The sequence below is a fragment of the Clostridium sp. TW13 genome (genome assembly GCF_024345225.1).
GTDB classification, from domain to species: domain Bacteria; phylum Bacillota; class Clostridia; order Clostridiales; family Clostridiaceae; genus Inconstantimicrobium; species Inconstantimicrobium mannanitabidum.
In genome coordinates, this window is the sequence record NZ_BROD01000001.1 from 2,669,448 (window position 1) to 2,683,638 (window position 14,191).

13 protein-coding genes are annotated in these 14,191 nt (G+C 28.8%); 5 read left to right on the forward strand and 8 right to left on the reverse strand.

Annotated elements, in window-relative coordinates; genetic code table 11:
• Positions 1-8 precede the first annotated feature (8 nt).
• Both OCU47_RS12830 and OCU47_RS12835 read left to right on the forward strand, forming a co-directional pair.
• Positions 9-491 carry a permease gene (locus OCU47_RS12830; protein WP_261828997.1) on the forward strand — a complete coding sequence of 161 codons (483 nt, stop codon included), beginning with the start codon at positions 9-11 and terminating at the stop codon, positions 489-491.
• Between the two features lie 12 nt (positions 492-503).
• Complete coding sequence (locus OCU47_RS12835; RefSeq protein ID WP_261828998.1) at positions 504-1,046, forward strand: permease; 543 nt, start codon at positions 504-506, stop codon at positions 1,044-1,046.
• 76 nt (positions 1,047-1,122) lie between these two features.
• Here the strand turns inward: OCU47_RS12835 and OCU47_RS12840 are convergent, their stop codons facing one another.
• The 6 genes from OCU47_RS12840 to OCU47_RS12865 form a co-directional block, all read right to left on the reverse strand.
• Complete coding sequence (locus OCU47_RS12840) at positions 1,123-1,650, reverse strand: GNAT family N-acetyltransferase (RefSeq protein WP_261828999.1); 528 nt, start codon at positions 1,648-1,650, stop codon at positions 1,123-1,125.
• 120 nt (positions 1,651-1,770) lie between these two features.
• Positions 1,771-2,991, reverse strand: coding sequence for an MDR family MFS transporter (locus tag OCU47_RS12845; RefSeq protein WP_261829000.1), 1,221 nt, complete (start codon positions 2,989-2,991; stop codon positions 1,771-1,773).
• A 183-nt stretch (positions 2,992-3,174) separates the two neighbouring features.
• Positions 3,175-5,184 (reverse strand): ABC transporter permease, encoded by a 2,010-nt coding sequence (locus tag OCU47_RS12850; RefSeq protein WP_261829001.1) that lies wholly within the window; start codon positions 5,182-5,184, stop codon positions 3,175-3,177.
• Positions 5,174-5,941, reverse strand: coding sequence for an ABC transporter ATP-binding protein (locus OCU47_RS12855; RefSeq protein WP_261829002.1), 768 nt, complete (start codon positions 5,939-5,941; stop codon positions 5,174-5,176). Before OCU47_RS12855 ends, OCU47_RS12850 begins: the two co-directional genes overlap by 11 nt.
• Positions 5,942-6,144: 203 nt before the next feature.
• Positions 6,145-7,161 (reverse strand): sensor histidine kinase, encoded by a 1,017-nt coding sequence (locus tag OCU47_RS12860; protein ID WP_261829003.1) that lies wholly within the window; start codon positions 7,159-7,161, stop codon positions 6,145-6,147.
• Positions 7,158-7,829 carry a response regulator transcription factor gene (locus tag OCU47_RS12865; RefSeq protein ID WP_261829004.1) on the reverse strand — a complete coding sequence of 224 codons (672 nt, stop codon included), beginning with the start codon at positions 7,827-7,829 and terminating at the stop codon, positions 7,158-7,160. The genes OCU47_RS12860 and OCU47_RS12865 overlap by 4 nt, the downstream gene beginning before the upstream one ends.
• Positions 7,830-7,960: 131 nt before the next feature.
• Here OCU47_RS12865 and OCU47_RS12870 point away from each other — a divergent pair, with 131 nt between their 5' ends.
• A complete protein-coding gene (locus OCU47_RS12870; protein ID WP_261829005.1) occupies positions 7,961-8,782 on the forward strand; it encodes a DUF1189 domain-containing protein in 822 nt (273 codons plus the stop codon).
• A 40-nt stretch (positions 8,783-8,822) separates the two neighbouring features.
• On the opposite strand, the gene OCU47_RS12875 is transcribed toward OCU47_RS12870, so the two are convergent.
• Positions 8,823-10,412 carry a MutS-related protein gene (locus OCU47_RS12875; protein ID WP_261829006.1) on the reverse strand — a complete coding sequence of 530 codons (1,590 nt, stop codon included), beginning with the start codon at positions 10,410-10,412 and terminating at the stop codon, positions 8,823-8,825.
• Between the two features lie 256 nt (positions 10,413-10,668).
• On the opposite strand from OCU47_RS12875, the gene OCU47_RS12880 reads away from it, so the two are divergent.
• Together OCU47_RS12880 and OCU47_RS12885 are read left to right on the forward strand one after the other, a co-directional pair.
• Entirely contained in the window at positions 10,669-11,766 is a 1,098-nt protein-coding gene (locus OCU47_RS12880; protein WP_261829007.1) for an AI-2E family transporter, read from the forward strand.
• Positions 11,767-11,930: 164 nt separating this feature from the next.
• Entirely contained in the window at positions 11,931-12,905 is a 975-nt protein-coding gene (locus tag OCU47_RS12885) for a MerR family transcriptional regulator (protein ID WP_261829008.1), read from the forward strand.
• Positions 12,906-13,143: 238 nt separating this feature from the next.
• Here the strand turns inward: OCU47_RS12885 and OCU47_RS12890 are convergent, their stop codons facing one another.
• Positions 13,144-14,040 carry an AraC family transcriptional regulator gene (locus OCU47_RS12890; RefSeq protein ID WP_261829009.1) on the reverse strand — a complete coding sequence of 299 codons (897 nt, stop codon included), beginning with the start codon at positions 14,038-14,040 and terminating at the stop codon, positions 13,144-13,146.
• Between the last annotated feature and the right edge of the window lie 151 nt (positions 14,041-14,191).

A 14,191-nucleotide genomic window follows, 5' to 3' on the forward strand; every position in this document is an offset into this window, starting at 1 on the left:
GACTTTTAATGACTGCTATAATTTTATATTCCCTCTGCTTTATTCTTCTTTGTATATCATTTTTTAAAGATAAAGAAAAAACAAAAATTGCATTAAAAAAGGGTTGGAAGAGCTTTGAAGTTATAATGCCTCAATTTTTAGGAATTATCTTTATAGTTGGATTGATTCTAGCTATATTAAACCCTAGTGTTATTTCTAAGTTGATTGGTAGTTCTTCCGGTTTTCCTGGTGTTTTTATATCTGCTGTAGTTGGCTCTATTGTTACAATGCCAACCTTTGTTGCTTTTTCTACAGGCAACACCCTTCTTAATAATGGTGCTGGATATGCGCAGGTAGCTGCTTTAATATCTAACTTAACTATGGTTGGAATTATAACTTTAGGATTAGAAGCTAAATATATAGGTAAAAAGGCTGCAGTGCTTAGAAACTTTCTAGCCTTTCTATTTTCTTTTATTGTGGCAGTTTTTATAAGCCTTACCATGAGCCACTAGAAGGAGGATATTATGAAGAGCTTAATTAAAAGATATAGCTTTTTTATTGTTACATTATTTATTACTGCTGCTGTTACCTTAATAAATATTGATACAGGCATGAAAACTGTAGCTGTGGCTTGGTCAAGTCTCTTACAAATGCTTGAGGTGTTACCTCCAATCATGGTGATGCTTGGACTTATGGATGTGTGGGTATCAAAGGAAAAAATGATAAAATATATGGGCGTTGATTCAGGATTTAAAGGTATTGTTCTTGCAATCTTTTTTGCAAGTATAGCTGCTGGGCCTATGTATGCTGCCTTTCCGTTTATTCCTGTACTTATAAAGAAAGAAGTTAAATTCAGTAATATAATTTTATTTCTGAATGCTTGGTGCGTAATCAAGATTTCAACTCTTTTATTTGAAATCTCAGGCTTAGGCTTTAGATTTACTTTTTATAGATTTGTTATAGACTTGCCTGGAATAATAATAATGAGTTTTCTCATTGAAAAGATTCTTTCTAAAAAGGACTTGGATTTATTATATTGTAATTGGAAAGATGATAATGTAAATTAATTTTCCACTATATATCTTCTACAATTTATGCTCAAATATATTTTTAGGAAAGCCAACAGGCTTCCCTTGCTTTATTTTATATTAATTTCTCATATAGCTTAAACCAATCCAAGCCATAGTTACCAAGTCCTAAATCAACAGTATCAATATATTCAAAACCACATTTCTCATATAATTTTATGGCTGGCATATTTCCTTCATATACATCTAAACGAATTGACTTTACATTAGACTCAATACCCTGCTTAACTGCAAAGTCTATTAAAGCTTTACCTACACCACATTTTAAAAAGTCAGGATGTACAACAAACGTATATATAACCAAAACCTCTGAATAATCACAATCAATCTTCCATTTAGCTTTATGATATGCTGGTTCTGGTACTTGACTTAAAATAATTGATCCAATTATTTGTTCATTATACCTTGCTACATAGAGATTGCCATTTTCTATACCACTAACTGCATTTTGTCTAACAGGATATATGCCTTTTTTCCACCCAGGATAATTTACTCCTGCTGATAAATAATCATTTAGCTCATCATAAAGCTGCTCTAATTCATCAATATCAGTTGTTTTTCCCAATTCAATACTAATCTTCAACCTTATCACTCCCATAAATTCATTTCTTAAAAACGTTCCTGTTAAAATTTAATAAAGTAGCATCTTCTATTTAAGTGAAATAAGTTGCAAGCTTGTACAACTTGCAACTTATATAATCAGCTATTTTCTTTTAATTCTATTAAGATTAAACATAGCTACAGCTCCCACTGTAACCACCAAAGATGTTACCATCCAAGCTGAGTACATTCCAAAGTGATCTATAACTCTTCCTGTAATACTTGGCCCCAATGCATAACCAGCCCCCATAATCAGTGGAAGTATTGAACTTATTCTTCCTCTATGTGATGCTGGAGTGTTATCTGCTATAAATACTCCTTCATTTATTGAAATCAGTACCTCTCCTATAGTCATGATGATAACTCCTATAAAGAATACTGGTATCATTTTTGTCATACCAAACATTGCAAAAGCAATTGTATATAAGAATCCTCCTAAAGCCATAACCTTAACTCTAGATAATTTTTTTGTGGCTGCTACCAATACTGGAGTAAATAATATAACTACTACTCCATTACAAGCTCCCAAGAACCCAAACAATTTAGCTCCATCTTTAGAGCCAAAAATATTAGATAAATGTATAGGTAAAGCAAATCCCCATTGAGAATAAGAAAATTGATACAATAAGATTATAAAAGCAAAAATTAAAATAGTAGGTCTTTCTAATAAAACCTTAAGAGTAGATCCCTCTACCTCTGCTTCTAATTCATTTTCTTTCTTTTGCTCTTCTACATTTCTTCCCTTGCTTTCCTTTATAAATATAACTATTAGGAATAAAGCTATTAAAGTAGTTATAGCATCACCTATAAATACTAGTGATAAATAATTTGCATATAATAGTCCTCCAATGATAGGTCCTATAGAAAAGCCTACATTAACTCCCATATATAATAGAGAATAAGCAGCTTGTCTATTTTTAGCTGTTGTTATATCTGCATTTAATGCATCAAAAGCTGGTCCTGACAAGGAATAGAAACAAGATGAAATTATTAAAAATACAGCAGTTAAAGTTGATACTGGGAAAAACCCACAAATCATAAGTACAACTGCTCCTAGTATTTGAAAACTAACTATTATCTTCTTCCTTCCAAAAGAATCTGCCATCTTTCCACCTATTAGTGTACAAGGTACCTGACAAATAGCTAAGATAGTAACAAATGTTCCCGCTTCTGAAGCTGAAAGTCCTACTTTATTTGTCAAAATTAATGACATTAGAGGATGTACAAAACCTCCAATACAGTTAATAATTCTGCTGAAGAATAATACATATATCTCCTTCGATAGGCCCCTATAAGGATTAAGACATTTTTTAATATGTTCCATAAACACGCCCCCTTTTCTTAACCTTATAATATTTAAAATTATGTAGTATATTATTTAGAAAATATATACTAAAAAATAAACCACGCACATGAATGCATGGTTTATCATTTCTGATATTATATCATAACTAAGGTTCCTTTACCATAATTAATTCATAATATTACATTTTTCCTATTTAAAACTTTAATTATAATCAGAAGTTATTATATTTTTGTATCCAATATAGGTTGCATAGAAGTATCCACCATACACTACAAGCATAATTAATCCTGTTATTAAAGATGGTCCTAGTATATTTAAATCACCTATAGTTTTAATGTATTTACTTACTACACCTATTCCCACTATAGAGTGGACAATTGCTAATAATAATGGTAGCATAAAGAAGGTTAAAACCTGTGTTAATATGCTCTTCTTTATCATACTCTTTGATGCTCCAATTTTTCTTAGAGAATTATATCTATCTATAGATTCATTACATTGAGATAATTGTTGTAAAGCTAATATTGCTACACTTGCTAACAAGAAAACCACACCTATATACATTGCAATAAACAATACAATTGTTGATAATCCTCTGCTTGACTCATATATCATTTCTCTAGTTGAACCTGAAATATAAAAGTTTGTCTTTTTGAATAAATCATTATATTTCATATCAGTTATAATTTTCTCAAGCTGTTGTTTTTTTGATTTATCTGTAAAGTTAAAGTTAATAACTTGAGCATCAAGTTTTGAACTTTTTGCAAGCTTATCTGGAACTATTAAAGAAAACATTGTATTGCTAGAACCACTTGTAGAAACGGATTCTTTTATAGGATTTTTTTCCTTAATTTTATATGCACTGTTGTTTATTGTTATAGAACTTTCTTTATTAAGGAATTGTTGAACAGCTGAGCTAACATAATCATAATTTGAAGCAACTAAAACTTCATCATCATTAAGCTTAACTGCCTCTTTTCCTGCAAGTCTTCTTACTGCATTGAAATCTGACAAACTCATAGCATCAGTTTCACTATACATATCAGCTTCAACTAACATTTTTACCTCTTTACTACAGTATGGTGCTAACAATTTAGTTGTACTTACATTTAATTTATAATCATTCAATATACAATAGTCTTCTTTTTCTCCTAACTTATAGTTTAATCTCTTCATTGCCTCTTCAATATGAATATTAGCTTTATTTTTCATGCTTAATTGAACTGATGCATCAAAAGGAGTATAAGTTTTTAATGAATTCTCTAAACCTGTCTTAATACTAAATCCAGTAGATAAGATACATATAGTTAAAAATAGCATTAAACATATTATTGTCATTGATATAAAGTTTGTATTAAACTTACTTGTAATTTGTCTTGTATTAAATACATTTAATTTGTTTAGATATATGTTTTTATTTCTTTGTATTATAAATAGTAGTGTTGATGCTATACCATAGAAAAATAGTGCAGTTCCAACTATACCTAAGATTATTGATTCCATAAATCTTCTATCTTCAAAGTCCATACCCACCTTACATATTAAGTAATAAGCCACACCTAGAACTATCATAGATAAAATGAAGATAAACAATGATACATAAACATTTTTAATCTTAACTTTTTCACTTTTTTTACTTGCTGAAAGTAAATCAATAAGTTTATATCTTGATACAATTAGCACATTAAAAATCATTACTAATAAATACATTACTCCAAAGTAACATAACGTTTTTATAATTGCTTCAGTAGAAACGATAAATTTATATTTTGACATTGATACTACAAAAAGCTTAGCTGTTAATATTGATAAACCTTGTGACAAAAATATTCCTACAAAAAGTCCAAAAGCTAAAGATATTAATCCAATAATTAATGTCTCAAAAAATAAAATCATAGACATTTTTCTTTTGGACATTCCTAGAGACATATAAATCCCAAACTCTTTTTTTCTTCTATTTATCAAAAAGTTAGTAGCGTAAATTATAAGTGCCCCTAAAATGACTGATATAAAAACTGATATATTTGAAATTAAAGTTCCCATTATCTTTACATACTGGCTTTGAGCTTTATTCATATCAAACATTGCTTGTTGAGCTTGAATAGAGTTAAAACTATAAAATATGCAAACTGCAAAGGTTAGTGTTAAAAAGTATATTGTATAATCTTTAAAACTTCTTCTTACATTTTTTAATGCCATATTAGAATACATCTTTAGAGTCACCTCCAAGAAGAGTAACTACATCTATGATGCTATTAAAGAATTCCTTTCTTGAACTGTTCCCTCTTACAAGTTCGTTAAATATCTTTCCATCTTTTATAAATAAAATTCTATGAGCATAACTTGCGGTAAAAGCATCATGTGTAACCATTAAAATAGTTGCTTCTAATTCTTGGTTTAACTTTTCTATCGAGTTTAGAAGTAATCTTGCTGATTTTGAATCTAAAGCACCTGTAGGTTCATCTGCTAAAATAAGTTTTGGATTATTTACTATAGCTCTTACAGCAGCAACTCTTTGCTTTTGACCACCAGACATTTGATAAGGGTATTTATTTAATACTCCTCTAATATCCAAACTTTCAGCTGTTTCCTTTATTATTCTATCTACTTCTTTACCCTTCTTCCCTGCAATAGTTAAGGCCAAGGATATATTTTCATAGGCTGTTAATGTATCTAAAAGGTTAAAATCTTGAAAGATAAAACCTAACTTATCTCTTCTAAAAGCTTCAAGCTTTCTTCCCTTCAACCTTGTAATATCTTCTCCATCTATCTTAATAGATCCTGTGGTTACATTATCTATAGTTGATATGCAATTTAGTAGTGTAGTTTTACCACTACCTGAAGGTCCCATTATACCAACAAATTCTCCTTTGTCTACTCCAAAGCTAATATTATCAATTGCCTTAGTCACATTTTCTTTATTTCCATAATACTTTTCTATATTTTCTACTTTTAATATATTTTCCATGTTTATTCCTCCTAGTTAGGCATCCTACATAACACATATTGGAACTTGTTATTTGTTTTCAAACGCCTTAATCATCTTACAAGTATATTTTAAGACTATTGTTAGCTTTCACATATCGATTTGACTTTCAACTTCCTTACAAAATCGTAAGATTAAGCATCTGAAAGTAAATAAGTTTATCTGATATTCTATTTTCTTATGCCTTAGTTTTTAATCCTTGTAAGATTACTAACAGGAAATATTATTTTAACACAGGTACCTTCCCCCTCTGTGGAATCTATATCAATTCCAAACCCAAGCTTTGAACAGAGTTTTTTGCATAGATATAACCCTATACCTGTAGATTTACCATATACTCTTCCATTTTCACCTGTAAATCCTTTATCAAAAACTCTTCCTATATCTCTTGTACATATTCCTATTCCATTATCCTCAATAAATAATACTAAATTATTTTCTCCTTCTTTTGTATAAAACTTTATACTTGCATCTTGTTTCCTGCTATATTTAATTGAATTTATTACTATTTGATTCACAATAAATTCCGTCCACTTCATATCTGTAACTATATTGCCAGCAATACCTTCAATATCTACTGATATTTTTTGTTCAATAAAATCCCTTCTATTATTTCGGATTACATTTCTTATTACATTAACTACTTCAAATTCTTTCACTAAATAATCATTACTTACATCTGTACTTCTGGAATAATATAAGGCTTGATTTATAAATCCTTCCACCTTACGCAAATCATTTTGTAACTTATTCTTAACTAGACTATCACTATTCTCTAATGTAATCTTTGAGGACGCTATGGGTGTTTTTATTTCATGTACCCATGCTTCTATATATTCTCTATATTCATTTTGAAGAATTTTATAGGAATTAACATGTTCATGCATCTCTCTATTACTTTGTTGCAAAATGTCATAGATAATCCTCCCCTCAAAAAAACTTGGTTTTTTTATAACTTCTGCAATTAAGTATTTTTTATCCAGGTTATCTAATACACCAAAAATCTCATCATAAAATCTCTTTCTTTGAAAGCACTCTATTATAAAGTATATAGTCATCGGTGAAAACCATATGATGAACATTGAAGTCAATACTACTAACGGAACATCTGCTATAACCATTAATATTAGGACGAATGCGTATATAATCAAGTTCATAATTAAAAATGGCAGCTTGGAATATATGTAATCTTTTATTTTCATAGCATTATATACCCTAAGCCTCTCTTGGTTTCTATAGCATTATCAAAACCTATTTCCTGCAGTTTTTTTCTTATTCTCGTTATATTTACTGATAAGGTGTTATCATCAATGTATAAATCAGAGTTCCATAAGAAGTCCATTAAATCTTCTCTTGATACTATATTTCCTTTATTCTTCATTAAGCATAGTAATATTTTAAGCTCATTTTTACTTAAGTCTATGGTATTATTCTCATAACTTGCAGTACCCCTTGCAACATTTAAAGATAACCCTTTATGCTCAATTATTTCTTGCGCTCCTGAATTTCCATATGTTCTTCTTAATACTGAAACTATCCTTGCCAGCAGTATCTGAGTATTATAAGGTTTTGTGATAAAATCATCTGCTCCTAGATTCATGCTCATAAGCTCATCCATCTCACTGTCTCTGCTGCTAACAATAATTATAGGAACCTCTTTCTTTTTTCTTATTTCTTTACAAATATAATAACCATCGTAATAAGGTAGATTTATATCTAAAAGGATAAGGTCTGGATTTGCCTCTAAAATTTCAGAAACTATGTTATCGAATTTATTAGGTCCACAAACTTCATAGCCATATCGACTTAAAAAATCCATTAATTCCTCTTTAATGTTTTCGTTATCTTCTACAATCATAATCTTTGACAAAGAATATTCCCCCTTTTACTTTTTTCTAAATTAATTCCTCTCTAGGTATAATTAGTTATTTAATTGCAAGCTTACTAATATATATATTATAATTGAATTATATACTAATATAGAATAATGGAGGTTTTTTTTTGGATAATAATTTAGATACTAACTTAGACACCAATATGGGCTTTTTTCAAAAGCTAAAAAATAGTACTTATAATTTTAAAGCCTACAAAGTGTTTTTAGCTCAATCTACAGGAAAGGCTGTATTATATATATTCCTGTTATGCCTCATTTTTACTTCTATCGCAAATGTAAAAACACTAATTGTAGCTAATTCTCAACTTAATTCTCTTGAAAGTTCTATAAATAAGAACTTTCCTACTATGGAAATAACAAAAGGGAAACTATCTGTTAAAGCTGAACAGCCAATAAAGTATATAGATAATGATTTCATTTTCATTATAGATACTTCAGGAAAAGCAGATACCTCTCAACTAGGTAACTACCCTAAAGGACTTCTTGTTACCGAAGATGAAATAATCTATAAAGAAAATGACTATAAAGCTGAAACTATTAGAATGAGCCAAATACAAAATATGACATTAAGTGCTGATACAATTACACATTTTATTAAATTGTGTAAAACTATAGGTTTTGCTTTAATAATAATATTCGCCCCTTTATACTCTTTTGTACGTAAATTAATTGGCGCTGTGATAATATTAGGATTGGGTGGGCTAGCTTTAAGTGCAATTATGGATATAAAGCTTACTTATGGTGAATGTGTAAAACTTGGTTTATATGCTATTACTGTTCCATATCTAGTAAATACTCTTCTATATTTAATTGGACTTAGCATTCCAGGTTTCATATTAATTTATTATATACTTGGACTTATATACCTTGGATTTGCAATTAAAGAAATAGGCACATTCCCAAGCAGACAAGATAATATTATAGGCTAATATAAAAAAATGAGATTGCAAACGCAATCTCGTTTTTTATTTATATAAATCCTTCTATTTTTTCAGCTCTCTTAAAGGAATTTTCAATTATGTCCTTTGGATATCCAATATGCTCTAATAACCTTATGGCATTTCTTGTTTTAGACACACCATCCTTTAATTTATAATCGAACTTCAAGCCTTCCTTATCAACTTTTTCACTAAAGTAATGGAATTCATATTTATCTTTTAGTATATCAACCAATTCTCTGTCATGCGTTGTAACGATTGAAATAGATTTACCATTGTTTATATAAGATAAGATTTCTGCTGAAGCTGCTATTCTTTCTATAGGATTTGTTCCTCTAAAAATTTCGTCTATTGCACAAAATACTGGGACATCCTTCTTCATTGCATTTATTATTCTTAGCAAAGATTCTGCCTCTACCATATAGAAACTTTTACCCTTTTCTAAATCATCACTTGGGCTAATAGATGAAACTATGTTAAAGAAGCTTGCTTCATACTTTTTAGCCAAAACAAAATAAAATGTTTCTGCTAGAAGTATGTTAATACCAAGCATTCTTAAGAATGTAGATTTTCCTGACATATTAGTTCCTGTAAGAATCATACCATTCTTCTTCATGTGCAATGTATTAGCCACAGCATTTTTTATTAATGGATGTGCCCCTTCATCAATTTTAAGAGAAAGCTCATCTTTAAACTTAGGCACTGTACATATATCCTTAAATTCAGTCTTATAATTAGCTACTGCTATTAACGCTTCCATCTCACCAATTATATAATACAGCTCTATTATTTTAGCCTTATTTTCTTTTAAAAGATTTGATAATTTATAGAATGAACTTTCTTCTATAAGGAATATAACTGAAACTACTTCTAACAGTCCTCCCCACATAGTAATAATACTCATTCCCATAGTACTTCTATCTATGCCTTTTAAGTCCTTCATATAAGCTTTTATCTTATCAACATATTCCTTAAGCTCAGGATTCTTTATATGTGACAGCTCTTTAGCACAAGTCAACACTCCTCTTAGATGTATAATACCAACTGATCTAACATTGGCCTTCTCCTTTTGATTTACATACATATTAAGAAAACTTGCAAACATTAGTCCAATCATCATCTTAGGTTCGTTTAGAATAAATGCTAATGCAATTAAAATTATAGGTATTACTTTCCCTAATAAAGTATAAATATAATACTTTGCTATACTCGGTTTTATGTCACTATTCATCATATCTAAAAATGTGTTTTTTCTATCTCTGCCTAGATTATAATAGCTGTACTGAATCTCTGCTCTAGTATTAGGATTCTCATTAAAGAAATCTATAAGCTTTTCTCTTTTCTTTAACTTCTCCTCATCCATTATTGGGGTTCTTAACATACTATACAAGCTGCATTCCCCAGCACTACTATATGTTCTATCGAGCTTAGCATACAAAGAGTCTATATCTAAATCACCAGCTGTAATATCATCAATTACATACTCACCTTTTTCACGCATATCAAAAATTTGTCTTGCGTGCTTTATATCTCTTTTTTTCTCAAACTCAGCACCGTATTCTCTTTTTAAATATTGTATTTTGGCTGTATCCAATCCTAAAAAATGTGCTATCTTCCCCATTCTATCTTCCACCTTACATTATTTATATACTTAGTGAATTTTAAAACTATTTATATTTTGGGTTTTAAATTAGTTTTCTAATTCTTAACTATTTATTAATATTATGCCCTTATGTTTTATTTTTCTCAACACTTTTCACATAATTTACTAGGATTTTTTTGATTTACTAAAATTTTATAAATAAATAATATTTATTTATGAAAAATTTAAGATTTATATGCTATTATATTAATAAAAAAGGGGGGTAAATTTTTTCATGAATTTTATCAAAGAATTATTCCAAAAAGACATAGTAAAAAAACTTATAGTATTAATAATCCTAGGATGTTTCCTTTATTTCTTAAAATCTATGCTTAATTTATTTTTACTTACGTTTTTATTTACATATGCACTATATAGCTTACAGAAAAAAATTGTAAAACTTTTAAGTAGATATATAAAGGTAAAGCCAGGATTAGTAACCCTATTCTTATTTCTACTGTTGGTTTTTGCCATAGTATTTGTAATTTATAGATATATACCGCTTATTTTTAATCAATTAGCAGCAATTGTTACTGAACTGTCTAAATTCGATTTTGACTTTATAAGTGATAAATTTATGAATACTTATATAATACCTTATTTCGGGAAGATTGATTTAACTTCTATTTTTAACACTGCTGGATTAAGCAATATGATGAATGTGGGACAATTCATAAAATATGCTGGTAACTTAGGTGCTTTCGGCTTCAACTTATTTATTTCCTTAATGTTGAGTCTTTTCTTTGTTCTAGAAATAGACCAAATCAAGAATTTTTTAAGAGGTTTTGAAAACAGTAGTATTCATTTTGTATATAAATATACAAAGGATTTTGGAATTAGCTTCTTAAATTCTTTTGGAAAGGTAATTCAATCTCAAGTAATAATTGCTTTCGTTAATAGTATTTTATCTACTTTCGGATTACTTCTGTTGGATTTCCCGCAGGTTCTTGGTTTAGGTGTAATGGTGTTCTTCTTCAGTTTAATTCCTGTAGCTGGAACTATTATTTCATTAATTCCATTATGTATCATAGCTTATACTGTAGGTGGATTTAAAACTATACTTTATGTACTAATTTTAATAGCAGCATTACATGCGCTTGAAAGTTATGTATTGAACCCAAGATTAATGGCAGATAAAACTGATTTACCTGTGTTTGTAGTATTTATTACCCTTATAGTTTCTGAACATTTTATGGGTGTTTGGGGCTTACTATTAGGAGTACCACTACTAATGTTTATCTTAGATTTATTAGGTGTTAACCCTGAAGAGCTAAAAAAGAAAAATAAATTAGAGAAGCTTCTTAAGAAAAACCAAGAGAAATCTTCTAATTAAGTAAGAATTCAGCCCAACCTGCGCTTTTGATATAAGCATAGGTTGGGTTTTTAATTTATTATCTGAGAATATACCATTTTCAATAATCTATTGACTTGTCCCCTACAGACACCCTTAGTATATAATTAAAGAAATGCTTTTTCATTTGATTGGAGGTAACCATTATGAATATAAAAGTTGCATCAGAAAGAACTGGATTGACCAAGAAAGCTATTAAATACTATGAAACAGAAGGACTTATTATTCCTTCAAAAAATTGTGAAAATAATTATAGAGAATATTCAGAAGCAGATATAGTAAAGCTTAACCTAATTGGAGCTTTAAGAATGTTGGATATTCCCATTGCAGAAATTAAGAAAGTAATTGAAGGCAATAAGAGTATGCATAAAATTATGGAAGAATCTCTTAAAAGAATTGATAATGATATTGAAAATTTGAAAACTACCCGACTTATAATCTCAAATCTCTTAGAAAAGAACTCTAAAGACTATTATGGTTCTGGTGATAATATAAAAAAGTTAAGAGAATCTTTAGAGTTATCTATGGAAGAAAAAAAAGAATTTATATCAAATAAGCTTAGAAGAGTATTCCCTGGGAAGTATGGTGAAGCCTTTATCTTAAACTATGAGCCCTTCTTAAACATCACCATTGATGATGAGGATAAAAAAGAAATTTGGATCAAACTCATAGAAGCTTTAGATGATTTTGATGATATAAGCGAAACTGAGGAAGGCAAGGCACTTATGAGTAAGTATAATTCTATTGATGATGGTGAATATACAGAATCACTTAAGAAGCTACGAACTGAAAGAACAGAAAATACTTATAATATTATTAACTGGAACGAAGAATATGTAAAAGCTAATATTAAATCAGCTGTGGAATATTGGAAAAAAATTTTTAATGATTGCACTGAAAGAGATTCCTTTAAAAAAGTTACTGCTCCAATGATAAAAAACATGACAGGCACCTTTGGTGAAGTTCATAGGGAATTTTGTAAGTATCTATCACTCTTAAACAAAGATTTTAAACTGTACGTTGATAACACACAAAGATTGGCAGTTGAATCTCATAAACAATTTGAAAAAGAAACTGGATTAAGCTTAAAGGACGAAATAACCAAATTACTTGAAAAATAAGCAGCACATATTTTTATATAAAAATATATAAATATTTATAGTAAAATCAATGATTTATAGCTTTTACATGATTATTTCCCCTGTAAAAATATTTTGATGTGAATTGTAGATAGATTTGTATTTTTAAATCTATCTACAATCTTTTTATTTCAGCTATTGTTAATCCTGTGCTTTCAGATATTTGCTCAATACTCACTCCTATTTTAAGAAGATTTTTTTGGACTTCAACCTTTTTAATTTATAGTTTTTTATTTCTGTATTCTGAAGGACTACAATTCATATATTTTTTAAATACCTTTCCAAAGTAACTTATCCCATTGAAGCCTACATCAAGAGCAATATTCGAAATAGTTTTATTGCTTCTTAGAAGTAATTCTGCTGCTTTTGAAACTCTATATTCCATCAAGTATTCAAAAGGTGTGATTTTCAAAATTCTTTTAAAACTTCTGCAACATTCACTTTTGCTGATATTTGCTGCCATTGCTATATTATCTAACTGAATATTACCTATATAGTGTTGCTGTATATATTGTATAGATGCTTTTACACGTTCATCATCATATGACTTTAAAGGCTCCAAATCTTTTATTTCTTCTTTCATTTCCTTAAGCATATTTAACCAAACAATATTTAAATGATTCCTCATTTCTAATTCATATCCATATGATTTCTCATTGGATAATTCAAAGACTTTTTTCAAATTATCTAGTATTTCTTTCTGCCACTGAACACTAGCTTTTAATGAAATAAATTTCAAGTTACTATTTTCAAGTATTGGTGTTACATATTTCTTTCCGATGAGTGAATCTTCAGTGCCTCCAATTAAAGTTGCATCAAAATCAATTGAAAACATCATGCAATTATTATTGTTATATGGCTTAATTTGATGAAGTATATTTGAATTAATGAAAATTCCATCACCTGGAGATAGAATTATTTTTTCATCTTCAATAAAAACAACTACTTTATCATGAAGTGAATATGAAAATTGTAATTCCTTATGCCAATGCCATCTGATATATCCTTCTTCAAACAAATCAAATTTATCAGTATAAACCGCCATAGGAAAATCATAGGAACCATGTTTTACTATCTCCATCAAATTATCATTTACTTCTATTTTTGTTGCTTGCATTTTTATCATCTCGCTAATATAGTTTTAATTTCAGATAATATATTAATTGTTAACACTCTAAAACAATAATAAAATTATTACAGATTCATTTACATAAATCAATATATTTATACTTAAACAACTAAAAATAAATAGCAACTTCAAATAGAAG